At 66.8% G+C, this 23,296-nt stretch carries 22 protein-coding genes and 1 pseudogene; 14 read left to right on the top strand and 9 right to left on the bottom strand.

Features of this window, described 5'->3' with window-relative positions:
- Positions 1-26 precede the first annotated feature (26 nt).
- The 3 genes from ACX80H_RS05345 to nirB are packed head-to-tail and all read right to left on the bottom strand — an operon-like array spanning position 27 to position 4,861.
- On the bottom strand, positions 27-1,148 hold the full coding sequence (locus ACX80H_RS05345; RefSeq protein ID WP_459311600.1) for a uroporphyrinogen-III synthase: 1,122 nt from the start codon (positions 1,146-1,148) through the stop codon (positions 27-29).
- Positions 1,145-2,188: a uroporphyrinogen-III C-methyltransferase gene (cobA, locus tag ACX80H_RS05350; RefSeq protein WP_459311602.1), complete on the bottom strand. Its 1,044-nt coding sequence runs from the start codon at positions 2,186-2,188 to the stop codon at positions 1,145-1,147. Before cobA ends, ACX80H_RS05345 begins: the two co-directional genes overlap by 4 nt.
- 3 nt (positions 2,189-2,191) lie before the next feature.
- Positions 2,192-4,861, bottom strand: a complete 2,670-nt coding sequence (gene nirB / locus ACX80H_RS05355; protein ID WP_459311603.1) for a nitrite reductase large subunit NirB — start codon at positions 4,859-4,861, stop codon at positions 2,192-2,194.
- Between the two features lie 259 nt (positions 4,862-5,120).
- Here nirB and nirD point away from each other — a divergent pair, with 259 nt between their 5' ends.
- Both nirD and ACX80H_RS05365 read left to right on the top strand, forming a co-directional pair.
- Entirely contained in the window at positions 5,121-5,510 is a 390-nt protein-coding gene (gene nirD, locus ACX80H_RS05360; protein WP_459311605.1) for a nitrite reductase small subunit NirD, read from the top strand.
- A 38-nt stretch (positions 5,511-5,548) separates the two neighbouring features.
- Complete coding sequence (locus tag ACX80H_RS05365) at positions 5,549-6,340, top strand: sirohydrochlorin chelatase (RefSeq protein ID WP_459311606.1); 792 nt, start codon at positions 5,549-5,551, stop codon at positions 6,338-6,340.
- A 73-nt stretch (positions 6,341-6,413) separates the two neighbouring features.
- On the opposite strand, the pseudogene ACX80H_RS05370 reads toward ACX80H_RS05365, so the two are convergent.
- The 5 genes and pseudogenes from ACX80H_RS05370 to rplM all read right to left on the bottom strand — a co-directional run.
- Positions 6,414-6,536 (bottom strand): annotated as a pseudogene (locus tag ACX80H_RS05370) (mycothiol transferase); the annotation flags it as partial.
- 45 nt (positions 6,537-6,581) lie between these two features.
- Positions 6,582-7,163, bottom strand: coding sequence for a glycoside hydrolase family 25 domain-containing protein (locus ACX80H_RS05375; protein WP_459311607.1), 582 nt, complete (start codon positions 7,161-7,163; stop codon positions 6,582-6,584).
- 450 nt (positions 7,164-7,613) lie between these two features.
- The gene (glmM, locus tag ACX80H_RS05380; protein ID WP_459311609.1) at positions 7,614-8,972 is read right to left on the bottom strand and encodes a phosphoglucosamine mutase; all 1,359 of its coding nucleotides are present in this window, start codon (positions 8,970-8,972) and stop codon (positions 7,614-7,616) included.
- Positions 8,973-9,194: 222 nt separating this feature from the next.
- A complete protein-coding gene (gene rpsI / locus ACX80H_RS05385; RefSeq protein ID WP_087076836.1) occupies positions 9,195-9,692 on the bottom strand; it encodes a 30S ribosomal protein S9 in 498 nt (165 codons plus the stop codon).
- 41 nt (positions 9,693-9,733) lie between these two features.
- Entirely contained in the window at positions 9,734-10,177 is a 444-nt protein-coding gene (rplM, locus tag ACX80H_RS05390) for a 50S ribosomal protein L13 (protein WP_301226221.1), read from the bottom strand.
- Positions 10,178-10,739: 562 nt separating this feature from the next.
- On the opposite strand from rplM, the gene ACX80H_RS05395 reads away from it, so the two are divergent.
- From ACX80H_RS05395 to ACX80H_RS05435, 9 genes are all read left to right on the top strand, one after another.
- Positions 10,740-10,934 (top strand): Flp family type IVb pilin, encoded by a 195-nt coding sequence (locus ACX80H_RS05395; RefSeq protein ID WP_459311612.1) that lies wholly within the window; start codon positions 10,740-10,742, stop codon positions 10,932-10,934.
- Positions 10,935-11,026: 92 nt separating this feature from the next.
- Entirely contained in the window at positions 11,027-11,416 is a 390-nt protein-coding gene (locus ACX80H_RS05400; protein WP_459311614.1) for a TadE/TadG family type IV pilus assembly protein, read from the top strand.
- Positions 11,413-12,432, top strand: coding sequence for a pilus assembly protein TadG-related protein (locus ACX80H_RS05405; protein WP_459311615.1), 1,020 nt, complete (start codon positions 11,413-11,415; stop codon positions 12,430-12,432). Before ACX80H_RS05400 ends, ACX80H_RS05405 begins: the two co-directional genes overlap by 4 nt.
- Positions 12,433-12,487: 55 nt before the next feature.
- Complete coding sequence (locus tag ACX80H_RS05410; RefSeq protein WP_459311617.1) at positions 12,488-13,258, top strand: Flp pilus assembly protein CpaB; 771 nt, start codon at positions 12,488-12,490, stop codon at positions 13,256-13,258.
- Positions 13,255-14,454 carry a CpaE/TadZ family protein gene (locus tag ACX80H_RS05415; RefSeq protein WP_459311619.1) on the top strand — a complete coding sequence of 400 codons (1,200 nt, stop codon included), beginning with the start codon at positions 13,255-13,257 and terminating at the stop codon, positions 14,452-14,454. Before ACX80H_RS05410 ends, ACX80H_RS05415 begins: the two co-directional genes overlap by 4 nt.
- Positions 14,451-15,974 carry a TadA family conjugal transfer-associated ATPase gene (locus ACX80H_RS05420; protein ID WP_459311621.1) on the top strand — a complete coding sequence of 508 codons (1,524 nt, stop codon included), beginning with the start codon at positions 14,451-14,453 and terminating at the stop codon, positions 15,972-15,974. Before ACX80H_RS05415 ends, ACX80H_RS05420 begins: the two co-directional genes overlap by 4 nt.
- Positions 15,971-16,915, top strand: a complete 945-nt coding sequence (locus tag ACX80H_RS05425) for a type II secretion system F family protein (protein ID WP_459311623.1) — start codon at positions 15,971-15,973, stop codon at positions 16,913-16,915. Before ACX80H_RS05420 ends, ACX80H_RS05425 begins: the two co-directional genes overlap by 4 nt.
- Positions 16,916-16,924: 9 nt before the next feature.
- Positions 16,925-17,809 (top strand): type II secretion system F family protein, encoded by an 885-nt coding sequence (locus ACX80H_RS05430; RefSeq protein WP_459311625.1) that lies wholly within the window; start codon positions 16,925-16,927, stop codon positions 17,807-17,809.
- Between the two features lie 166 nt (positions 17,810-17,975).
- On the top strand, positions 17,976-18,356 hold the full coding sequence (locus ACX80H_RS05435) for an Hpt domain-containing protein (RefSeq protein WP_459311626.1): 381 nt from the start codon (positions 17,976-17,978) through the stop codon (positions 18,354-18,356).
- Here the strand turns inward: ACX80H_RS05435 and ACX80H_RS05440 are convergent.
- Positions 18,319-19,155: a response regulator transcription factor gene (locus tag ACX80H_RS05440; protein WP_459311627.1), complete on the bottom strand. Its 837-nt coding sequence runs from the start codon at positions 19,153-19,155 to the stop codon at positions 18,319-18,321. The genes ACX80H_RS05435 and ACX80H_RS05440 overlap by 38 nt on opposite strands.
- A 233-nt stretch (positions 19,156-19,388) precedes the next feature.
- Between ACX80H_RS05440 and ACX80H_RS05445 the strand changes: the two genes are divergently transcribed.
- The 3 genes from ACX80H_RS05445 (at position 19,389) to ACX80H_RS05455 (ending at position 23,202) form a co-directional block, all read left to right on the top strand.
- Positions 19,389-21,038, top strand: coding sequence for a sensor histidine kinase (locus ACX80H_RS05445; RefSeq protein ID WP_459311628.1), 1,650 nt, complete (start codon positions 19,389-19,391; stop codon positions 21,036-21,038).
- Entirely contained in the window at positions 21,039-21,671 is a 633-nt protein-coding gene (locus tag ACX80H_RS05450) for a prepilin peptidase (RefSeq protein WP_459311629.1), read from the top strand.
- Positions 21,672-21,921: 250 nt separating this feature from the next.
- On the top strand, positions 21,922-23,202 hold the full coding sequence (locus ACX80H_RS05455) for a DUF222 domain-containing protein (RefSeq protein WP_459311631.1): 1,281 nt from the start codon (positions 21,922-21,924) through the stop codon (positions 23,200-23,202).
- The last annotated feature ends 94 nt before the right edge of the window (positions 23,203-23,296 follow it).

Below are 23,296 nucleotides of genomic sequence, written 5' to 3' on the forward strand. Positions count from 1 at the left end.
GGACGGACCGCGAGCGCGGCCGGCACCTACACGTGCAGCCGGTACCCGCGCTTGACCACGGTCTCGACCAGGCCGGGGTCCGGCAGGGACTTCCGCAGCCGGTTCACGTTCATGTCGAGGGCATGGCCGGCACCGGTGTGCGCGAGGAGGTGCGTCAGCGCATCACGGCTGAGGACGGCACCGCGCGCCGACAGCAGCGCCTTGAACAGCACGAGCTGCGCGGGCGCCAGCTCCACCTGGACCTCGTCCACCCGGACGGACCTGCCCCGCACCTCCACGTAACCGGAGCGGGTCCGGAGCTGCTCGACGTGGTGTTCGGCGAGGTGGTCGCAGACCAGGCGGATCAGGGCGCCCATGCGGTAGCGGTCGGGCACGATGGGCTCGATGCCGGCGTCGAGCAGGGGCTGAGCGGTGACCGGCCCGACGGCGGCCGCGAGGACGCTCCGGCGGAACCGCTGGATCAGTTCCTCCTGCAGTCCCTGCTCCGCGGCCGTGTTGAATAGCGCGTCCACGGCGGGGGCGCTCGTGAAGGTGACGCAGTCCAGCTGCCCGGCGCAGACGGCCTCGATCAGCCTCGGCAGCCGCTCGGAACCCTCGGGCTTGATCCAGCGGTACGGCGTGACGGTGAGCAGGGTCGCGCCCGCCGCGCGGAGCCGGGCCAGCTGGTGCGCGTCGGCGTAGGCGTGCAGCTGCACGCCTATGGTGAGGCCTGAAAGGTCCTGCTGCAGCAGCTCGTCGACCAGCGTCGCCGTCGTCTCGTCCGAACTGATGCCGACGTCGTCGAGCCCCGCCGCGCGCACGGCTCCCCGGGCCTTCGGCCCGCGCACGTAGATGCGGCCGTTTCCCAGGACGTCCAGCAGGTCGTCGCCGAGCCCGGCGGCATCCGCCGCCTCGAACCAGCGGCGCATGCCGTAGGCGGTCGTGATGATAAAGAGGTCCGGGCGGGCCGCCACCATGGCATCGGTGTCGGAGAGCAGTTCCACGTCCTCGGCGATGGGCGCGATCTTCAGGGCCGGTGCGTGGAACACCGAGGCGCCGCGACGCTCGAGGGCGTCGATCAGGTCCCCCGAGCGGCGGTCCGACGTCACACCGATACGGAAGCCGGCCAGCTGCCCTCCCGACCCGTCCAGGCGGATCGCCTCGGTCATGACGCCAGCGATTCGGTCAGGCGGGCGAGGTGCGCGGCACCGCCCTGCAGGTCGAGGCCCACACGCACCACCTCCCCGATCACGAGCACGGCGGGGGACTGGCACCGCGCGGCACCCGCCGCCGTGACGATCGTGGCGAGGGTGCCCGCCGTCGTGCGCTGGGACGCGCTGTACCCGCGCTCGACGACGGCGACCGGCATGTCCGGGCGCATCCCGGCGCGGCCGAGGCCGGCGACGAGCTGCGGAAGCGTGGAGACGCCCATGAGGATCACGATGGTCCCGCCGAGGCCGGCCAGGTGCTCGTGCTCCTCGTCGCTCAGCGGAGCGTGGCCGGACACCACCGTGAACAGGTGGCTGACGCCCCGGTGGGTGACCGGGATACCGGCGGCAGCGGGGACGGAGATCGCCGAGCTGACACCGGGCACCACGCGGCACGGAACCCGGGCCGCAAGGCATGCCGCGAGCTCCTCGCTCCCCCGTCCGAAGACGAAGGGATCGCCGCCCTTGAGGCGGACCACGGAGTTGCCCTCGAGCGCATAGCGGACCAGGAGATCGTTGATGCCGGCCTGCGGCACGCGGTGGTGACCCGGCAGCTTCCCGACGTCCACGAGCTCCGCCGCCGGGGCGAGCTCCGCGAGCGCGTCGGTCGGGGCGAGCCTGTCGTACAGGACGACGTCGGCCTCGCGGAGCGCCGCGGCCGCATCGAGGGTCAGGAGTCCGAGTGCGCCCGGCCCGCCACCGACGAGGGTCACGGTGCCACTCCCCTGCGCGGCTGCCTCCCGCACGAAGAGTGCGCCGCTGCGGCGGCACCGCTCGCGCAGAGCGTCCACTGCACCGTCCGAGTTGTCCGGGCCGTTCGCGTCTCCGACCAGGACGGTAAGCGCGGCGCCACAGAGCACCGCGTCCGTGCCGGCCTCCGCAGTCTCCCGCCGGTCGACGTCGGCCCCTGCGGCCCTGTAGCGGGCCACGGCCCTGCGCGAGGCCCGCTCGGCCCCGAGGACCACCACGCGGCGCCCGGCCAGATCGATCTCGAGTTGCATGGTTCAGCCCTCGGTTCCTGGTGCGGTTCCTGCTGCGGAGCGGACGGGGATCGCCGCTCCGAGGTTCGTGCGCCGGGCCTGCGCCTCGATCTCGGCGGGGGTGGCCGGTCGCCGCTGGCCGCGCTCCTCGACGAGGACGATCGACTGGTCCGCGGCGTCCGGAGCGTTGACGAAGGACCGGAAGCGGCGGAGCCGGTCGGGGTCCTTGAGCGTTGCAGCCCACTCGTCCTCGTAGTGCTCCACATGGCGGGCCATCGCCGCCTCGAGGTCCTCGGCGATGCCGAGGGAGTCATGGATGACCACGTCGCGCACGTGGTCGAGGCCGCCGTCGAGGTCGTCCATCCAGCGGGCCGTGCGCTGCATGCGGTCGGCGGTGCGGATGTAGTACATGAGGTACCGGTCGATGTAGCGGATGAGCGTCTCGCCGTCGAGGTCCTGGGCGAGGAGCTGTGCGTGAGCGGGCTGGAAGCCGCCGTTGCCGCCGACGTAGAGGTTCCAGCCCTGGTCGGTGGCGATGACGCCGACGTCCTTCCCCCGGGCTTCCGCACATTCCCGTGCGCATCCGGAGACGCCCATCTTGAACTTGTGGGGGGCGCGGAGCCCGCGGTAGCGCAGTTCGAGGTCGATGGCCATGCCCACCGAGTCCTGCACGCCGAACCGGCACCAGGTGGAGCCGACGCACGACTTCACGTTGCGCAGGGCCTTGCCGTAGGCCTGGCCGGATTCGAAGCCCGCCTCCACGAGGATCTTCCAGATCTCCGGGAGCTGTTCGAGACGCGCGCCGAAGAGGTCGATCCGCAGGGCCCCGGTGAGTTTCACGTACAGGCCGAACTGCTCGGCGACCTGCGCGATGACGGCGAGCTTCTGGGGAGTGATCTCCCCGCCCGGGATGCGCGGCACCACCGAGTAGGTGCCGTTGCGCTGCATGTTGGCCAGCGCGCGGTCGTTCGTGTCCTGCAGCGTGCCGCGGCCGGCGTCGAGCACGTATTCCCCACGCTGCGTGGCCAGGATCGAGCCGATGGCGGGCTTGCAGATGTCGCAGCCGTGGCCGGCCTTCGCCTCATCCGACGCCCCGAAGCGGCGGATGATGTCCTGGAAGGAGGCGAGGTCGAGCGCCTGGATGGCCTCGAACAGTTCGGGCCGTGACATCGCGAAGTGCTCGCAGATGCCCTTCGAGACGGTGCGTCCGGCCTTCGTGAGCTCGCTGTCGAGCAGCTTCTTGAGCATCGGCACGCACGAGCCGCACTGGGTCCCGGCACGCGAGCACGCCTTGAGCGACGGCATGTCGAGCGCCGGCTCCTCGGCGCCGTCCCCCGTCCCGTGCACCGCGGAGCGGCAGGCGCCGGCGGTGACGTTGTTGCAGGAGCAGAGGATGACGTCGTCGGGCAGGTCGGACTGCGGAGCCTCGCCGCCACCGGCGGAGGAGAGGTAGGCTCCGGGTTCGGCGGGCAGCTCGCGGCCCAGCAGGGGCCGGAGGGCCGAGTAGGGCGCGGCGTCGCCGACGAAGATGCCGCCGAGCAGCGTCCGGGCATCGTCCGTGACCACGAGCTTCTGGTACAGGCCCCTCGCCGGGTCGGCGTAGACGATCTCGAGGCTGCCAGGAGTCTCCGCGAGCGCGTCACCGAAGCTCGCGACCTCGACGCCGGAGAGCTTGAGCTTGGTCGCGGTGTCGAAGCCCGGGAAGTAGGACAGGCCGCCGAGGATGCCGTCCGCACAGACCTCGGCCATGGCGTTCGCCGGTGCCACCAGGCCCATGCTGACGCCCTCGTAGCTCGCCACCTCGCCGATCGCCCACACGCCCGGCAGGGCGGTCTCGCAGGCTGCGCTGATGACGACGCCGCCGCGGGGCGCCACCTCGAGCCCGGCCTCCCTTGCAAGTTCGTCGCGCGGCCGGATACCCACGGCGAACACCACGAGGTCGGCGGGGAGGACGGATCCGTCACTCAGCGCGACGCCGGTGACCCGCCCGCCGTCGTCCGTCTCGATGGAGGTCGGCGCACCGCCGCAGTGGATGCCCAGGCCCTTCGCCTCGATGAGGCGCCCGAGTGCCTGTCCGCCGCCCTGGTCGAGCTGTGCGTTCATGAGCCAGCCGGCCCGGTTGACCACGGTCGACTCGGCGCCGAGCTGCTGCAATCCTCCGGCCGCCTCGAGGCCGAGGAGCCCGCCGCCGATGACGACGGCGCGCGGGGCCCGGCCGAGGCCGGCGGCGAGCCGGGCGGTCTCCGTGCGGAGCCACTGGACGTCGTCGAGCGTGCGGTAGACCGCCGCGTGCTCGCCGCCCGGCAGGGGCAGCCGTACGGCGTCCGATCCGGTGGCGAGGACCACGTCGTCGTAGGCGTACTTCTCACCGGAGGCGCCCACGACGCACCGCGCTGCGAGGTCGAGACGGACCGCCCGCTCGCCGGTGACGAGCCGGATGGCAGGTTCGCGCCACATGAGCTGTTCCCCGAGGCTGAGGTCCACGTCGCCGGTCAGCGCGCTGCTCAGCGCCACGCGGTCATAGGGCGCGTGCGCTTCCTCGGTGAGCACGGTGACGGAGAGGCCGTCGGTGCCGCGCCGCCAGAGGGCCTCGACGAACCGGTGCGCTGCAGGTCCCCCGCCCACGACGACGATGCGCCGTTCGGGCGCTGCGGGAACGCCCCCGGAGGGCCGTGATGATCGGTTCTCGCTCATGGTGTGCCTTCCATCCGGGCCGGGGTGGTCCCGCGTCTGGTTCCACCGTACGGAGGGGCAATTACTCCTGTGTGTCGCGGATGTATCGCAAAGTTAACTTCGGGCTCACGGGCCGGCGCTGGGCCGGTGAGGTGCAAGTTACCCGGGCGCAACAGCCCCGGGACCTGGGCGACACGTCCCCGGCCTAGCGTTGTGCTCAACGCACCGGACCCCGACATCAACACCCGACATCAGCACTCGACATCAGCAGGAGAACGCCATGACCGAACTCGTACTCCAGCGCCCCACCGCCGTCTCGGCCTGGGTGGCCGTCTGCAGTCTCGATGACCTCGAGGAGTGCTGGGGCGAGGCCGCGCTCGTCGGCGGGGAGCAGATCGCCCTGTTCCGGCTCCCGGGGAACCTGGTCCACGCCGTCGGCAACATCGATCCCCGCACGCAGGCCGCCGTCATGGCCCGGGGCATCGTCGGCTCGCGCGGTGCAGCGCCGACCATCGCCTCCCCGCTGCACAAGGAGATCTACGATCTCGCCACCGGTGCCTGCCTCTCGGGTGGACAGGGACTCCGGGCGTATCCGGTGCGATGCGTGGACGGCGTGGTCGAAGTGGGTGTGCTCGAGGTGGGCCCTGTCGAAGCGCGCGGTGCCGCCTGAGCGCGCACGTCCCTTCCGTCAATGTTTCAATGGCTGCCATGACCGCGCCTTCCAGCACCGCCCCCGTCCTCATCGCCTGCGCACACGGTACCGACAACGAGCAGGGACGCCGCGAGATCGACGCCGTGCGGGCCGGGATCTCCGCGTTGCGTCCGGGGCTCGACGTGCTCGAGGCGTACGTCGACGTGCAGGTGCCCGATCTGGTGGACGTCGTGGCGTCGCTCCCGCCGGACCGGCCGGCCGTCATCGTCCCGCTGCTGCTGTCCGTCGGCTACCACGTGAAGGTGGACATCGCGCGGGCCGCTGCGAGCAGGCCGGGAACCGTGTCCGCCCTTCCGCTGGGACCGGATCCGCGCCTCGCCTCCGTCCTGCAGCAGCGCCTCACCGAGGCGGGCGTGGCCGATGGTGATGCCGTGGTCCTCGCCGCCGCAGGGTCGTCCGACGCGTGCGCTGCCGAGGACGTCGCGGAGGTCCTCGCGGTCCTCGCGGAACTCCGGACGGGTCCGGTGCGCCCGGGCTTCGGGTCGAAGGCCTCGCCGTCCGTCCCCGAGGCCGTCGCGGCCTATCGCGGGGGCCAGGAGCCGGGTCCGGTCGCCCTCGCCTCCTACCTGCTCGCTCCCGGGTACTTCCACGACCAGCTGGCGAAGGCTGGCGCCGACGTCATCAGCGCTCCCCTGCTGCCGAGTCCCGTCATCGCCAAGATCGCGCTCAGCCGGTACGATGACGCCGTCGCGGGCCTCGGACTCGCTCAGCAGGGAGGAACCTGCCAGCGGCCGTGCCGCGCGCTCGTGTCGTCGTGTGTCCGAAGCGGTTCAGCCCAGCCCGTCTGATGCTGCCCGGGCCGCTGCTTCGACCCGTTCGGCGTGTCGCCTGCGTTCCTCAGCGCCTCCGGCCCCGCTAATCGGGTCGCCGGCCCACGTCCCCGAAGTAGCCGAGTTCCGCGGAGGCCACGTGCTTCACGAGGCCCAGCAGGTTGGTGCCCGGGGGCGCCAGGGGCCTGCGGATGTCGTACTCGCCGAGGCCGTTCCGCCCGTTGTGCTGGTGTTCATCGTGCAGTGGTCGGCGACAGGCTTACTTACCGGGGCATGAGTAGTCGTAATCGAGTCCGCCCGAGACGTACTGCGTCACAGTGACCGTACTGTCGGGCGTCAGTCCAGGCAGAGAACAATTCGACTTCGCTCCGCGCAAGGTCCTCGCGCCTGCAAGCCAGCTCGGCAGTCCTTCGAGGGAGCTGCCGGGTGGCACAGTTCCGGCGATAGCTCCCCACTGATAACCGGTCGAGTAGATCCCGACGCCGGCGCCGATGTCCTCGAAGTAATCAGCCATTCCTTCAAGGTCCGCCCGGTTCAGGCTTGGGCCGTCGAGGTCCGGGTTGCTGCTTGTGCCGCTTTGCCAGCTATTGCCCGTCTCCACGTCCAGCCACCAGAAATATGAGCCGGGGTTGGAAAGCGGCTTTGTAGCCTCCAGTCGCTTCGCGTCCTGATGGGCCCTTACGTAGCCGTACATGTAGGAGCAGGCGCGGTTGACTGGAGCCGGCTGGTCGGCTTTTACTCGCGCACATGTTCCATAGGGATTGCCAACCAACACGCCGTCGTCATTCTTGTTGGACGACGGCCACCAGGAGCCGGCATGTCCTGGGTTGGCGGTATTCACGTATAGGGCAACCTTCGGTTGCCCAGTTTCTACGGAATTCGTCGTAGCTCCCTCGGCCCAAGGAAGTTGCGCGGAGAGGCAAGGGTTGGTGTTGTTAGCCAGTCCGCCGTTCACGCCCACGATCGCAAATGCTGCCGAGCTGGGAAGGGGCTTGTCGCATTGGGGCCAGGACACGTCATTACCCACCGAGTCTGCAGTTCCCGATGACGGGCCAGCTGCCACCGGAGCCGTTCCTGTGACCGTTAGTCCAAGAAGTGCCAGGAACGTGCATGCCGTCTTCATCCCGAAACTAGCCATGCCCAACGGTACGTCTGCCAGCGACATGACACGCCGTCGTCGGTCGTCGGGCTTCGGCCGTCACGCCGGTCCCCACCTACGGTCCCGGGCGGGGCAGCGCGGGCGCGGTGACCGCTTAGGACGACCGGGCCACCCGAACCACGGGGGCACGCCTCAGGCGACAGGCTCCAGAGAGAGGCGCTCCTGCACGGTGGCAGCGAGTTCCTCGGCGATGCGCTGGGCCGTCTCGGTATCGGCGGCCTCGACCATGACGCGGACGACCGGCTCGGTGCCTGAGGGACGCAGCAGGACCCGCCCGGTTTCGCCGAGGATCTGCTCCGCCTCGCGGACGGCCTCCTGCACTCCCTCGTCCGAGGTGGCCGCCGTGCGGTCCACGCCACGTACGTTGATGAGCACCTGCGGGAGTTTCGTCATGACGGCCGCGAGTTCCTTGAGGCTCTTGCCCGTCGCTGCGATGCGCGCGGCGAGCTGCAGGCCGGTGAGGACGCCGTCACCGGTCGTCGCATACTCGGCGAAGATCACGTGGCCGGACTGTTCGCCGCCGAGGCTGTAGTCGCCGTCGCGCATGCCCTCGAGGACGTAGCGGTCCCCGACGCCGGTCTCCTTGATGGAGATGCCGGCCTCGCGCAGGGCGATCTTCAGCCCGAGGTTGCTCATCACGGTGGCCACGAGGGTGTCGTCCTTGAGTTTCCCGGCGTCCTTCATGGCCAGCGCCATGACGGCCATGATCTGGTCGCCGTCCACGATCGTGCCCTCGTGGTCGACGGCGAGGCAGCGGTCGGCGTCGCCGTCGTGGGCGATGCCGAGGTCCGCTCCGTGCTCGAGCACGGCGGCCTGGAGCTGCTCGAGGTGCGTGGAGCCGTAGCCGTCGTTGATGTTCACGCCGTCCGGGTCCGCACCGATGACCACGATGTCCGCGCCGGCGTTTTTGAACACCTCCGGGGAGCAGCCGCTCGCCGCACCGTGGGCGCAGTCGAGCACCACCTTCAGCCCGTCGAGGGGGTGCGGGATGGTCTGGAGCAGGTGGACCACGTAGCGGTCCTCGGCGTCGGCGAAGCGCCGGATCCGGCCTACGTCGCCGGCGACGGGGCGGCGGCGTGGACTGGACATCTCGGCCTCGATGGCGTCTTCGAGCGCGTCGCTGAGCTTCTTGCCGCCGCGGGCGAGGAACTTGATGCCGTTGTCCGGGGCCGGGTTGTGGGAAGCGGAGATCATGACGCCGAAGTCGGCGTCCAGGTCGGCGACGAGGAACGCCGCGGCGGGCGTCGGCAGCACGCCGGCGTCGTAGACGTCGACCCCGGAGCTCGCGAGGCCCGCTTCGACGGCAGCGGCGATGAACTCGCCGCTGATTCGGGGGTCGCGGGCGATCACGGCGGTGGGCCGTCGATCACCGTCGACCGCGTTGTGGCCCAGCACGACGGCGGCCGCCTGGGCCAGCTGCAGGGAGAGTTCCGCCGTGATCAGGCCGTTGGCCAGGCCGCGCACACCATCGGTGCCGAATAACTTGCTCATCGTGGATCATCCTAAGTGAAGAACATGAGACCGCTCAGGTGGGTCCCCAACAGGTTAAAGCACGATGCCCGCCCGGAACCCCGGACGGGCATCAGCGCGTGTCCCTACAAGACGAAAGAATGTGACCCAGCCCGCGCTCTGGAGCGTGGAGCCAAGAGGCAATTTTCGCCGAGGGGACCCAAGCGGAATCGCGCCTGCGATTCCGCTTGGGGAAGGCGAAAATTACCTCTTGGAGTACTGAGGCGCCTTGCGTGCCTTCTTGAGACCGGCCTTCTTGCGCTCGATGACGCGGGCGTCACGGGTCAGGAAGCCTGCCTTCTTGAGGGCGGGGCGGTTGTTCTCGCGGTCGATCTCGTTCAGCGTGCGCGCAACACCGAGGCGAAGAGCACCGGCCTGGCCGGAGGGCCCACCACCGTGGATGCGGGCGATGACGTCGTACGCGCCGTCGAGCTCGAGGAGCTTGAACGGGTCGTTGACTTCCTGCTGGTGCAGCTTGTTCGGGAAGTAGTCAGCGAGCTCGCGCCCGTTGACGATCCACTTGCCGGTGCCGGGGACGAGGCGCACGCGGGCGACTGCTTCCTTGCGGCGTCCAACGGCTCCGCCGCCGACGGTCAGCGCGGGGCGCTCCTTCGCGGTGGTCTCGCTGGCCTCGGTGGACTCTGAGGTGTAGCTCGTAAGCTCCTCAGTAGGTTCATTCAGCTCTTCAGGGTTCTGAGCCACGGTTCTCCTTGAATTAATTTCTTAGTGTGTGGTGGCCAGGACTACTGGGCGACCTGGGTGATTTCGAACGTCTTGGGCTGCTGTGCGGCGTGGGGGTGCTCAGCACCGCGGTAGACCTTCAGCTTTCCGATCTGCTGGGCTGCCAGCGAGTTCTTGGGAAGCATGCCGCGGATAGCCTTCTCGACTGCGCGCTCCGGGTTCTTGTCCAGGAGTTCCACGTAGCTGGTGGACTTCAGGCCGCCCGGGTAACCCGAGTGGCGGTAGGCGCGCTTCTGCTCGAGCTTGGAGCCGGTGAGGGCTACCTTTTCAGCGTTGATGATGATGACGAAATCGCCCATGTCCATGTGGGGAGCGAAGGTCGGCTTGTGCTTTCCGCGGAGCAGGATTGCGGTCTGGCTGGCAAGACGGCCGAGGACGACGTCGGTTGCATCGATTACGTGCCACTGGCGGCTGATGTCGCCTGGCTTCGGGGTGTACGTACGCACGGTTATGGCCTTCGTTTCTATTTCGGTGTCGCCCGCATCTACGGAAACCTCCGTGCCCGCGGGCTCAGCTTATTCATGCGTTACCGGAACTTCAGGTGAGGGCTGAAATACGACCAGTTATCCCGTAAATCTCGGCTCCGCCCCCGGGCCAGGTGGTTCTGCAACTGAACCGCTCCGAGAGGCGCAGACGTATCGAGCTGGGATACGCACAACGACTACCAAGATTAGCCTGCCGGCATGCCTCAGGTCAAAATGGCGGCGACGTCGGCTGGGCGGGTGATCCGGGCACATCTCGGCGGGCTTCCAGCTTTGGTGTACTCGCACGCCGCAGGGCGAAGTACCTGCCGCTGGTCTCGGACCACTTGCGTGCGGGGAGCGGTTGCCCGGTTAAACGCAGGTTCTCCGCAGGAGAAGGTCCAAAGGATGAAGCTTCCCTCAGGTTCGCCTCGATTCAAGCGTTCACCGCCGAATCGGCGATTAGGTTTCTGCTCAGAGCTGGCACGGGGCCAGCCCCCTCGGACCTTCCGTCCACGGTTCGTCCACTCTAAACAAGGAGCTCATCATGATCGCACTGTTCGCTACCCTCTCGACCGTCCTCCACACCGCCAAGGCCCGCCTCGCCAACGAGGAAAAGGGCGCGACCATGGTCGAGTACGGCCTGATGGTGGCCCTCATCGCCATCATCGCCATCGGCGGTGTCTCCCTGATCGGGCCCGCCCTTGAGACGATGTTCACGGACATCGCCGGCGATCTCTGATCCTTCACGTCCGATGGCTCCGACGGCAACGTTGGAGCCATCGCCGTCTTCGCATCCGCCGGCAGGATCATTCCCAGAGCAAGGACCGAACTATGCGCCGATTGCGCAACGAGCGTGGGGCCGTCGCCATCGAAATGGCGCTAGTCCTACCAGTCCTCCTGATCATTCTCCTCGGCATCCTCGAATTCGGTCGGGTCCTGAACGTTCAGGTCTCCCTTACTCAAGCAGCACGAGAGGGCGCCCGTCATGCGGCAATCCACTACAACGACGGCACTCTGGACGTCGAGGGGACGGCGCTTGCCGCCGCTCCGGCACTCGCTGGCCTTCCCGTGACCGTGGATGATAACGCCGGCGCGTGTGATACGGACCTCAACGTCACCGTGACAACCAACGTGTCACTGCCTTCGATGTCCGGATTCCTGGACGCCGGACTCTTCCCGATGAACCTTGAGGGGATAGGGGTCATGCGATGCGGCGGATGAATCAGAAGCGCCACACAGCAGTCGCAAGGGACGAGCAGGGGGCAGTCGCTGTGATCGTAGCTCTCATGATGGTGGCCCTCCTAGGGATGGGGGCCCTCGCCGTCGACGTCGGTGCAATGTACGTGGAGAAGGCTCAACTCCAGAACGGAGCGGACGCTTCTGCGCTCGCCATCGCTCAGGACTGCTCAGGGGGAGGTTGCGGCACCTTCACGACCACTGGGCAGAACTTTGCGAATTGGAACGCCGGCGATACGACCAGCGGCATCACGTCCATTACCTTCCCGACAGCAACCAGCGTGCGGGTGGAGACCAACGCCCGTGAGGCGGGAACGGGTGCGGACCACTTCTCACTCAGCTTTGCGCGTGTCCTTGGGTTTGAAAACACGGACATCACGGCTGCTGCAACAGCGAGCTGGGGAGCGCCTACCGGAGGAAGCTCCCTCCCCTGGACCGTCAGCGAGTGCATCTTCCGCCAGTCCCTGAGTGCGTCGCAGCGCGCGCAGCTTGATTCCACGGGGAACTTTGTGGGTGATCCCGTTCCGACACACATCCTCCTGCGTTACGACACCGGCGCACCGCTGTATCCCGGATGCGCAGACCCGTATCGGCCCGGTGGATTCGGTTGGCTGGACCTCGACGGTTCTGGATGCTCGGCCGCTGTGGTTGCCCCGGGAATTGTGAGCGGTGATACGGGAAATAGCCTCCCAAACGTATGCAAGTCCCAACTTCCGACCCTCACCGTGGATCCGGTCCTGATTCCCCTATTCAACTCGGCGTCGGGCACGGGAACCAAAGCCAACTACTCGCTGATCGGCTTTGCCGCCTTCCAAGTCACGGGTTACAAGTTCGGCGGCGCCCCTTCGGAGACCAGTCTCGACCCCCTCGCACCCAACTGCACCGGAAGCTGCCGTGGAATCCAGGGATTCTTCACGCGCTTCGTCTCGCTCGATGAAGGCCTCGTGACCTCGCCCACCGCACCCAATTTCGGCGCCTCCGTCGTCGGCCTGTCCGACTAGGACCGGCCGTGACCTCTCGTACCACTTCCCCTCGTCACTGCAGGAGCTATACACCGTGAAGACACGTCTCATTGGAGGGCTGGCAGCGCTCGTACTGGCAGTCCTCGGCACCACGCTCCTGGTCCTCTACGTGGGAGCAGCCGACAGCCGCGCACAGGAGGGACTCGACCCCACCGAGGTCCTCGTGGTCAGCGAGCGCATCCCCGCCGGGACGCCCGTCGAGGAGCTGCAGGACCTCGTTGCTACGGAGTCCCTCGTGAAGTCCGCCGTCGCTCCCCGGGCACTGACCACCCTCGACGGCCAGGAGAACAAGATCACCGCCATCGACCTCCTGCCCGGCGAGCAGCTTCTCGCAGAGAGGCTCGTCGCGCCCGAGGATTTCAGCCCGGGCACCGTGCCAGTCCCGGACGGTCTCGAGGAAGTCACCATCCTGCTCGCTCCCGAGCGGATGCTGGGCAGCCGCATCACGGCCGGCGACCGGGTCGGCGTCTACATCTCGGGCGAGCTCGAGGAAGAGGCGCCCGATTGGAAGCGGTTGCCCGAAGAGATCTTCGGCTTGAAGGAGCACACGAACCTCAGTCTGCAGAACGTCCTGGTCACCGCCGTCCAGCAGGCGGCGCCGGAGACGGAGGACTCCGCAGGCGCCGGCTCGGACGCGGTCACCATGCCGAATGGATCCGCCTTCGTGACCCTCGCACTGGATGACCTCAATGCGGGCAAGGTCATATTCGGGGCCGAGTTCGGCAGTATCTGGTTCACCAAGGAGTCGGATACCTCCGAAGAAGTGGATATCCCGGTCATCACCATCCCGGAGGTCCTCAAATGAGCAGGTTCGTGATCATCACCGCGGTGAGGGACTTCGAGAGTCGTGTCCGGCAGGCGATTGTGGGCGTGCTGCCCGGGGACCTGCAGACACTTCCACCCGAAGCCGTCCTCCTCTCTCCCGATGCCCTCCTGCAACAGGTTTCCGGCGGTCAGCCCGACGTCCTGATCTTCGGGCCGGGTGTGCGGCCCGACGACGGGTTGGCCCTCGCGTCGATCTTCGACCTTCAGTACCCGGAGATCAGCCTCGTTCTCGCCGCACCGGCGACGCCCGATCTCATGCTGGGAGCCATGCGGGCCGGCATCCGCGACGTCATCAGTGCCGAGATCGACCTTGGTGACCTGCAGGCACTCCTCCAGCGTGCATCCACGGCAGCCGAACGGCGCCGGCGGAACAGCGGACAGCAGTCCGAGACGAACGACATGCGCGGACGCGTCATCTCCGTCATGTCGCCCAAGGGCGGCGTTGGCAAGACAACCGTGGCCACCAACCTCGCGATCGGGCTGGGCAAGATCGACCCGATGAGTGTGGTACTCCTCGACCTCGACCTACAGTTCGGTGACGTGGCCACCGGCCTTATGCTGGAACCGGAACACAGCATCACGGAGGCCGTGCACGGTGCGGCTGCCCAGGACTCGATGGTCCTCAAGGCGTTCCTGACCGTCCACCCCGCCGGGATCTACGCGCTCTGCGCACCGCGGTCCCCTGCGGACTCCGACTACATCACCGCCGAACATGTCAGCCGTCTCATTAACCAGCTCGCCACGCAATTCCGTTACGTCGTCGTGGATACCGCGCCCGGACTGGGCGAGCATTGCCTCGCGACCCTGGAACTCGCCACGGATGGTGTATGGATCTGTGGCATGGACGTACCCAGCGTGCGCGGCCTCCACAAGTGCTTCAGCGTGCTCAGCGAGCTGCAGCTCCTTCCTCAGAACCGGCACACCGTCCTCAACTTCGCCGACCGGAAGGCCGGCCTGAGCGTCCGTGACGTCGAAGCGACCCTCGGCGTTCCCGTGGACGTCGTCGTCCCCCGGTCGAGAAATCTTCCCTTCTCCACCAACCGGGGGATTCCGGTCCTGCAGGGCACCACGAAGGATGCCGCCTACCGCGGGCTCCAGAAGCTCGTCGATCGTTTCGATCCCGCCGTTGTGGCCGAGGCCCAACGGAAGGCGCACCGGCGGGCGGTGATCGCGTGAAGCTCTCGGAACGCATGAACCAGGTGACCGCAGCCTCCGACTCCCCCACCGCCGCGGCTCCGGTGATCGAACCCGATCCGTCGAGGCCGTTCGCCCCGATCGTCGCCCCAGCGGCGGCTACTGCAACCGTCCCCGTCGCACTTACACTGGCGCCCTCGACTCTTTCGGCACGGGTCGCCGGTCCTGCGGGAGCTCTGCCCGGACACCGGCCCCAGGCAGCCGTTCCGGTCGTCGATGCCCTCGCAGGGCTTAAGCAGCGCGCGGCCGCGGCACTCTTCGATCGCATGGGTAGTCGCTTCGGGGATGCGTCGGTGTCGGACGAGGAACTGCGGAAGACGGCAAAGGAGGAGTTGTCCGCCGTCATCGACGAGGAGCAGGTTCCGCTGTCCCCGGAGGAACGGCGCCGGCTGATCCGCGAGATCGCGGATGAGGTCATGGGCTATGGTCCCTTGCAGCGTCTACTCGAGGACCCCTCGATCACGGAGATCATGGTCAACAGCTCCGAGCAAATCTACGTGGAGCGCAAGGGAAAACTCACCCTGACCGACCTGCGCTTCACGTCGGACGACCACCTCCGGCAGGTCATCGAGCGGATCGTGTCCAAGGTGGGCCGCCGGATCGACGAATCGTCGCCTCTCGTCGATGCGCGGCTCGAGGACGGTTCGCGCGTCAATGCGGTCATTCCACCCCTCGCCGTGAATGGTCCCTCGCTCACCATCCGAAAATTTGCACAGGTTCCCATCACGGTCCATGACCTCCTGGGCTGGGGGTCGCTGACACCGGAAATGGCGGAACTCCTTGAGGCGTGCGTCAAGGCCCGCCTCAACATCATCGTCTCGGGTGGAACCGGCACGGGTAAGACCACGATGCTCAACGTCGTATCCGGCTTCATCCCCGACGACGATCGTATCGTCACCATCGAAGATGCTGTGGAACTGCAGCTGCAGCAGGCGCACGTCGTCCGGCTGGAGAGTCGTCCTGCCAACATCGAAGGCAAGGGCGCCGTAGGTATACGCGAACTGCTCAAGAACTCCCTCCGGATGCGCCCTGACAGGATCATTGTCGGCGAGTGCCGAGGCGGCGAAGCCCTCGACATGCTGCAGGCCATGAACACGGGCCACGATGGTTCCCTGTCCACCGTGCATGCCAATTCCCCTCGTGATGCGATCGCCCGGCTGGAGACCCTCGTCCTCATGGCCGGCATGGATCTTCCCCTCCGGGCGATTCGCGAGCAGATCGCTTCCGCAGTGGACCTCATCATCCAGTTGACGCGTATGCGCGACGGAAGCAGGCGCGTCACCCATGTCACGGAGGTTCAGGGTATGGAGGGGGAGATCGTGACACTTCAGGATGCCTTCCTCTTCGACTATTCCGCGGGGATGGACGCGCAGGGGCGATTCCTCGGCCGGCCCCTGGCGACCGGCATTCGTCCCCGTTTCCTGGACCGTTTCGACGAATTGGGGATTCACGTATCGCCTGGAGTCTTCGCTACGATGCAGCATCCGGTGGGGCGGCGATGATCCTCTCGCCCGTGGTCCTGGGGTTCGGGATACTTCTGTGCTTCGTCTCGCTACTGCTGCTGTTCGTCGTGGTTTTGAAGCCGCGGGCAGGAGCGATTCCATTGAGTCGCAGGCGCCCCGACGTGCCCCAGGAGCTGTCCGTCTTCAGCCGGGTTAGTTCGTCGACAGTAGGAGCGGTGGACGACGCGCTCGGCAAATCGGGCGGACTGTACGGTAAGGATTTGCTGTACGACGCGGGTGTGAAGATGAGGCCCGCAGACTTCACCGTCTTCATCCTGTCGATATCCCTCGTCGCAGGACTCCTCATAGGATTTCTCTCCCATGCGGTGCTTGGACTCCTTGTCGCCTGCGTCGGGCCGATCATTGCCCGCGTGGTGCTGTCCATCAGGAGGGACAAGCGCAGGGCCCGCTTCGACGCCCAGCTTCCTGACACCATCCAGACGCTCATCGGCGGGCTACGGGCCGGACACAGCGTGATGCGCGCCATCGATGCCGTGGCAGCTGAGGCCGAGGAGCCGGCATCGGAGGAACTCGCGCGAATCGTCAACGAGACGCGTATTGGCAAGGATTCGCACCTCGCCATCGAGGAAGCAGCTGCCCGTATGGACAGCGAGGACTTCCGCTGGATCGCGCAGGCCATCCAGATCCACCGTGAAGTAGGAGGAGACCTTGCCGAAGTCCTTGAGCACGTCCTCGAGACCATTCGGGAGCGGAGCCAGATTAAGGGCCAGGTGCGGGCACTCAGCGCTGAAGGCAAGATGTCCGCCTACATCCTGATGGGTCTGCCGGTCGGTATCGCGCTGCTGTTCGGCGTGATCAATCCTCCCTACATCCTCATGCTGGTCGAAAATATCCTCGGCTTCGTCATGATCGGCGCTTCGGCTGTCATGTATGCCATCGGCGGCTTCTGGCTCAGTCGCATTATCAAGATCAAGTTCTAGGGGCCCGCATTGTCACTCTTCGTCTGGTGCGCTGCTGCATCCATCGTCTTCCCCGTGGCCTACCTCGGCTGGTCCTTCTCCACGTCCGACCGCAAATCCGTGCTCGCAATTCACGCCAATTTGAATCACGGTATTGGTGAGCGCGGCGACCAGTCCCGGGACGCATCGTCAGCCCTTACGGTGATCGCGCGCAAACTGACACCGGAAGGCTATATCGCCAAAATCGATGGATGGCTCGCGCTTGCAGGGAGACCCGCCTCCATGCCGCTCGAGAAGCTCATCGTCGCAAAACCGGCGCTGGCCCTGATCGGTGCTGCTTTCGGTCTCCTCCTCTTCAGCAGAGCCCCAGGTGGGGGAATTGTCGCCCTTGGATTGTTCGTCACGATCTTCTTCTACTTCGTACCGGATCTGCTGGTGTGTAACACCGGCATCAAGCGCCAGGAAGCGATCCAGACAGAACTGCCGGACACCCTGGACCAGATGCTGATCTCGGTCGAGGCGGGGCTCGGCTTCGAGGCCGCCATGGCACGAGCGGCCGCGAACGGTAAGGGCCCGATGGCGCAGGAGCTCATGCGGACCCTGCAGGATCTCCAGGTAGGGCGCCCGCGCCGTGAGGCGTACCAGGCCCTCGCCCAGCGGTCGTCTGTCCAGGACCTGAAGAGCTTTGTCAGCGCGATCATCCAGGCCGACAAATACGGGATCGGTATCGCGAAGGTCCTGCGCGCGCAGGCGAAGCAGTCGCGGGTCAAACGGCGTCAGCGTGCTGAGGAGAAGGCTATGAAGCTGCCCGTAAAGGTGTTGTTTCCCCTACTCGTCTTCATCTTCCCGGTGATGTTCATCGTGATCCTGGGCCCCGCCGTCATCAACGTCATTGGCACCTTCAAAGGAATTTGAGCGGCGAAGCTATAACTCCGCCGTAATAGCTTCGTCCGCCCATGGAGGCCTTCCTCAAAAGCCCACAGTATTCATGGTCGAACCCCGAACAGGAAAGTAATTGCGCAGTTATCCGTCAGCATCAGCCGGTTTCCGGCCAATGGTCAGATCCCGGAAGTAGCCTGACATGGTGCTACCGAATGTCGCCCCGATGGTCCTCCCTCTCGTGGACCTTGCTGTCCTCTCCCAGCTGGAGCGGCAGCTGAACGACCCCGTGCCTGCCCGGGCGTTCGCGCGCGACTACATCACAGGATTCGAGACACGCTACCTTCGCCTCACCAGCTCCATCGGCACAGTGGACCTCCCCGCTGCCCTCGACGCCGCCCTCAGTCTGCGCAACTCGTCCGCCATGGTCGGCGCCGCACGGCTCTCCGCAATGGCCGCGGATTTGGAGACGGCTGTCACCTCAGCAGACCTGGAGACCGCGCGAGCAACACTGCCCGAGATCGAACGGTGCGGGCTGGACACCATCAACGAGCTTGAGGTCCGGTACCTCGCGTCCACCTGAGCGGCGATTCAGGTACGGCAGGCGTCAACCGGTAGCCCACACCACGCACGGTCTGCAGCCAGCGGGGGTTCTTCGGGTCCTCGTCCAGCTTCCGCCGGAGGTTGCCGATGTGCACCTCGATGGCTCGCTCGTCCGAGTCGCTGATGTAGGCGTCCTCGCCGTAGTAGTCACCACGCACCACCCGCACCAGATCGGCCTTCGTCCTCACCGCACCGTTGCTCTTCAGCATTTCGTGCAGCAGGTCGAACTCGCTGCGCGTGAGCGGCAGGTCGGCCCCGTCCAGGAGGACCGTGCGGGCCGCAGCATTGAGGACCAGCCCGTTGTGCTCCAGCGACGACGACGCCTCAGACACCGGAGCGGACGGTGCGGCAACAGCTACCGCAGGGGCTGCAGTGCCGGCGTGGGCAACCCCCACAGGCTCGGGAACGGCCCGTGGGCGCCGCAGCATGGCAGCGATGCGGGCGCGAAGCTCCCGCGGACGGAACGGCTTGGTGAGGTAGTCGTCCGCGCCGAGCTGCAGGGCCGTGAGGGTGTCCAGCTCGTCACCGCGCGACGTCAGCATGACCACGTAGCAGTTGCTGGAGCTCCGGATGCGTCGGAGCACCTCGTATCCGTCGATGTCCGGCAGCCCGACATCGACCGTCACCACGGTCGCGTCGTGCTCGCGGACCAGGTCGACGCCGGCCCTTCCGCTGGGTGCCACGTGGACGTCGAATCCCGACTGCCGCAGGACGGCCGCCACGAGATTTCGCACATCGGCGTCATCCTCAATGACTACCGCTACGCCCGGATCGCTCATTCGGTTCCTACCCCCATGTGACCTGCGCTGCTGCGCGCTCGACTCGTCATAAATCCCATTGTGCATGCCCGCGCACCGGAATTACGCCGCCTTCCGGTGCAAAACGCGTTACAAGGGACATAATGTGAGGCAGTACGTAGGTCTCAGCGTCGGAAAGTTCTCTATCATGTGGTCTCTCATCTTTCCTTGGATAGTGCGTGCCTAGGGATGCTAGTGCGGTTCGTCTGCGCGCAATGGCATCGAGGTTCACCATCAACCGCTCCGTTGTGCTCTGCCAGATCCCCCTCACCGTGATCGTCGTCGTCATCGGCGTTACGGCGCCGGTCCTCCGGCCCGGCCTCATGTCGAATCCGACATTCGACCTCGGTTTTTCGATGATCCTGCTCCTGCTGGCCCTGAGCGTCGCAGTCCCGTGGCGTGTGCTCCCGCGCGGCAGCCTGCTGGCGGTGCCCGTTCTCGACTTCGTCGCCATCGCCCTGCTTCGGGCCGGTGCCGCGGAGACCCAGCCGGCCCTCGGCGTCCTGGCCGTCTTTCCCGTGCTCTGGCTCATGCGCTCCTCGCTGCCCGCCTGGGCCGCACTCAGCCTCACCGTGGCCGGCTCCCTCCTGGTGACCGCCTGGCCGATACTAAGCACCTTCGATCCGTCTCGCATGCGCTCGTATCTCGGAATCCTGCTCCTCCCGATCGTGATGCTCTGCATCGCCGTGACCATCCGCGTCATGACTCTCAGCGCCCGGGCGCGCGAGCTGGAGATCGAGCGCAAGGACCGTGAGCTCAACGACCTGCTGCGCGCGGCCATGGACCGTGAACGGGTCCTGACCGCAATACTCGACACCGTCGACGTCGGGCTCACCGCCGTAGATGCACACGGCAACACCACGCTCACGAACCGCCAACAGGAACTGTTCAACCGGCTCGCAACAGGGCACGACGAAACACACCGCTCCCTCTACTTCGGCCCGGACCGCACCACGCCGCTCCCCCTGGAGAAAAGGCCGATATACCGCGCCCTCACTGGCCAGACCTATGCCGACGAGCTCATCTGGGTAGGCGAGGGCGACGCGCAGCGCGCGCTCTCTACGGCGGCCCGACCTATCAAGAATGCCGATGGCCGTATCGCCGGTGCACTGATCGTGTGCAGTGACGTGACCGAACTCGTCGAGGCGGTCACCGCCAAGGACGCCTTTATCTCGAACATCTCCCATGAGTTCCACGCCCCCCTCACGTCTGTGCTCGGCTACCTCGAACTGGTCATGGAGGACGAGCACCCGCTGCCCAACCATCTGCGAGGGTATGTGGACGTCGCCGGCCGCAACGCGGAACGTGTCCTGCACCTCGTGGCCGACCTGCTGTCCACTGCAGGGGATAAGGTTCGGGTCCATCCCCGCCCGGTGGACCTGGCCGCCCTCATCGAGATGAGCGTGAGGTCGAACCGGCTCCGGGCTCAGAGGAATAAGGTGAAGCTCCAGAGCGATGCCCAGAACCCGCTCTGGACGCTGATCGATCCACTGCGGATCTCCCAGGTACTCGACAATCTCGTGTCCAATGCGATCAAGTACTCCCCCGGCGGCGGTGTGGTGAGCATCCATGCGGAGGAAACGGAGACGTGCATCAACCTGCACGTCGAGGACAGTGGCATGGGCATGACGGAGCAGGAGGTTCGGCAGGTGTTCTCGCGCTTCTACCGGACCCCGGCGGCACGGCGTGCCGACATCGAAGGGGCGGGCCTCGGACTCGCTATCACCAAGTCCATCGTGGAGAGCCACGGCGGGGCCATCTCCTGCGTCAGCTCGCCGGGCAAGGGAAGCCGTTTCACCGTCACGCTGCCGGTCGACGGCGATGTCAGTCGGGTACCCCGGGATTCTATGGAGGAGTCCGTCTAGGTGGTCCTCGCCCTTTCCATAGCCGTCCTCTCCGCCTCCCTCTGCTATGCGCTGTTCGCCCTCGCCGGCAGGGATCCGCGCACGGTCCTCCCCACGACCTGGCGGGTTCCCATGGCGCTGCTGGCAGGAATCCTCGCGGGGGCCGGCAGTGCTGTCACAGGGGCATCGTGGAACCTGCCACTCGTCGTCGCCCTCGCGGCCTTCGGCGTCGTACTAGGAGCGATCGACGCGCGTTCCAAGCTGTTGCCGAACGCAGTCCTCCTGCGGTTCCTGGCGATCACGGTGCCCCTGCTGCTCCTGGCGGGAGTAGCAACGGGCGACTGGCGCAGCCTGTTGGGGGCCGCAGCAGGAGGTGCGTGCCTCTTCGTCGTCTATCTCCTGCTCGCCCTGATCTCACCGGCAGGCATGGGGATGGGCGATGTGAAGCTCGCAGCCGTCCTCGGACTGTTCGGCGGGTGGGCGGGTGCCGGGGCCTGGATGGGGACACTCCTCGGTGGGTTCCTCCTCGGTGGGCTCGCCGGAATCGGAGTGCTCCTGCTACGTCGCGGATCGCGCAACTCGACCTTCCCGTTCGGCCCCGGCATGCTGCTCGCCGCCCTGGCGAGCTTCGTCCTGCTCGGCCAGTCATCCTAAGACAGGGTGTTGGTGGTGGAGCCCGCTTCGGGGGTTCTGCTTACTGAACGCGCTGAGGGCCAGCGCGTGCTTACTGGCTGTAGGGCCCGGTCTGATTGCTTGAGGAAGATTGTGTCCGGAGCCTGACGGCCGTAACGTTTCGGATCACACAGCGCACCGCCCCTTCCCTGCTCGTGCGAAGACCGCGCTCAAGTTGTCCACATAGGCCTCAGAGCGCAGGTAATAGTACGTGTGTTCGATAAATTGGGGCATGGCCATCGCCCCGATCGAGCGCTTCGCGCATACTCCGACCTCACTCGAGTCGGCGTGTGCGGTTCTCACGGAGTGCGCCCGGGAGGTGAGCCGGCAGAGCCGGGTCATGTCCCGGCCGGAAGCGCTGCAGCTCATCATCGACATCGAACAGGCCTCGAGGATCGTGGACCATCTGCAGATCCTCGCCGCACGCTTGGCCGAAGAGCACTACCGGGTCGATGAACCTGATCTTGGCAGTACGTCCGGGGCTGCGTCGCTCCTGGTTCGGGCGGAACAAGCCATCTGCGCTGATGCCCCGCCTCCAGCCGGTTCCAACACCGCTTCCTCAGGTACCGCCTCCTTCGACGCGGCGTCCGGCACCTCGGGGACCTCGGGCGCCGCTTCCTCGGACCCCGAATTGTCCGTCCGTCACGGCGCCCTGTCGTCCGCATGGGGTACGGGGACGGGAGCAGCAGCGGACGGGTTCAGGGATTGTGCGGACTTCCTGCGCGGGACCCTCGGGATCAGCCGTGCCGAGGCCCGACGCCGGCTTGCCCTAGCCGAACTGGTGCTACCCCGCACCTCCCCCATGGGCGCGGCACTGCCGGCCCGGCTGGAAACCCTGGGCGCGGTGACGAGAGCTGCCCTGGTGAGCGGTCGGGCCGCGACGATCGTGTCCCAGGCCCTGCAGCGGGTCCAGTCCTTCGCGACCCCGGAGCAGCTCGGCTCCATGGAGGAGAACCTCACCCGGCAGGCGGTGGAGTCCGACGAGGACATTCTCCGGGTCCTGGCCAGCCGCTGGGAGGGCGTCCTCGACCAGGACGGGCAGGAACCCACCGACAGAGTCCTCCGGGCACGCCAGGGCGTGTTCCTCAAGGGCCGCCGCCACGGCCTGCACGTCCTGGAAATCGGCGCCACCGACGAGCAGTTCGAACACCTCGCCACCGTCATGAACACCGCCACCAACCCCAGAGCACTCAACGGTCACGTCATCGGTGCCGATGCTGGTACTGCAGGGAACGACACCGGGCCAGGCTCAGGCCCAGACTTGGGCAACGACTTCGGCGGGGGTTCGGGTACGGGTGTGTTCGGTGATCCGGAGGGTGCGACGAGGGCCCAACTGCTGCTGGAGGGACTGGTCGGCGCCTGCAGGATCGCCCTGAGCACGGGCGGTCTTCCCGCGACCGGCGGTCACCGGCCCCAGGTAATGGTCACCATCGACTACCAGGACCTCCTCGGCCACACACAGCACCCCGGACAAGCGGTCTTCGCCGAGCAGGCCAGCGCCCGGACCATCTGACAGATCGCCTGCGACGCGGACATCATCCCGATCGTCCTCGGTGGAGCGGGCCAGGTCCTGGACCTCGGGAGGGCCCAACGCCTCTTCCCACCCC

This window comes from Arthrobacter pasteuri (assembly GCF_054510955.1).

What these genes read in the sequence shown, in the direction of transcription:
- cobA (WP_459311602.1), bottom strand. Translation starts at nt 2,188, where the DNA reads ATGCAACTCGAGATCGATCTGGCCGGGCGCCGCGTGGTGGTCCTCGGG.
- ACX80H_RS05395 (WP_459311612.1), top strand. Translation starts at nt 10,740, where the DNA reads ATGATCGCACTGTTCGCTACCCTCTCGACCGTCCTCCACACCGCCAAG.
- nirD (WP_459311605.1), top strand. Translation starts at nt 5,121, where the DNA reads ATGACCGAACTCGTACTCCAGCGCCCCACCGCCGTCTCGGCCTGGGTG.
- glmM (WP_459311609.1), bottom strand. Translation starts at nt 8,972, where the DNA reads ATGAGCAAGTTATTCGGCACCGATGGTGTGCGCGGCCTGGCCAACGGC.
- ACX80H_RS05415 (WP_459311619.1), top strand. Translation starts at nt 13,255, where the DNA reads ATGAGCAGGTTCGTGATCATCACCGCGGTGAGGGACTTCGAGAGTCGT.
- ACX80H_RS05435 (WP_459311626.1), top strand. Translation starts at nt 17,976, where the DNA reads ATGGTGCTACCGAATGTCGCCCCGATGGTCCTCCCTCTCGTGGACCTT.
- ACX80H_RS05345 (WP_459311600.1), bottom strand. Translation starts at nt 1,148, where the DNA reads ATGACCGAGGCGATCCGCCTGGACGGGTCGGGAGGGCAGCTGGCCGGC.
- ACX80H_RS05405 (WP_459311615.1), top strand. Translation starts at nt 11,413, where the DNA reads ATGAATCAGAAGCGCCACACAGCAGTCGCAAGGGACGAGCAGGGGGCA.
- ACX80H_RS05440 (WP_459311627.1), bottom strand. Translation starts at nt 19,155, where the DNA reads ATGAGCGATCCGGGCGTAGCGGTAGTCATTGAGGATGACGCCGATGTG.
- ACX80H_RS05365 (WP_459311606.1), top strand. Translation starts at nt 5,549, where the DNA reads ATGACCGCGCCTTCCAGCACCGCCCCCGTCCTCATCGCCTGCGCACAC.
- nirB (WP_459311603.1), bottom strand. Translation starts at nt 4,861, where the DNA reads ATGAGCGAGAACCGATCATCACGGCCCTCCGGGGGCGTTCCCGCAGCG.
- ACX80H_RS05400 (WP_459311614.1), top strand. Translation starts at nt 11,027, where the DNA reads ATGCGCCGATTGCGCAACGAGCGTGGGGCCGTCGCCATCGAAATGGCG.
- ACX80H_RS05425 (WP_459311623.1), top strand. Translation starts at nt 15,971, where the DNA reads ATGATCCTCTCGCCCGTGGTCCTGGGGTTCGGGATACTTCTGTGCTTC.
- ACX80H_RS05445 (WP_459311628.1), top strand. Translation starts at nt 19,389, where the DNA reads ATGGCATCGAGGTTCACCATCAACCGCTCCGTTGTGCTCTGCCAGATC.
- ACX80H_RS05455 (WP_459311631.1), top strand. Translation starts at nt 21,922, where the DNA reads ATGGCCATCGCCCCGATCGAGCGCTTCGCGCATACTCCGACCTCACTC.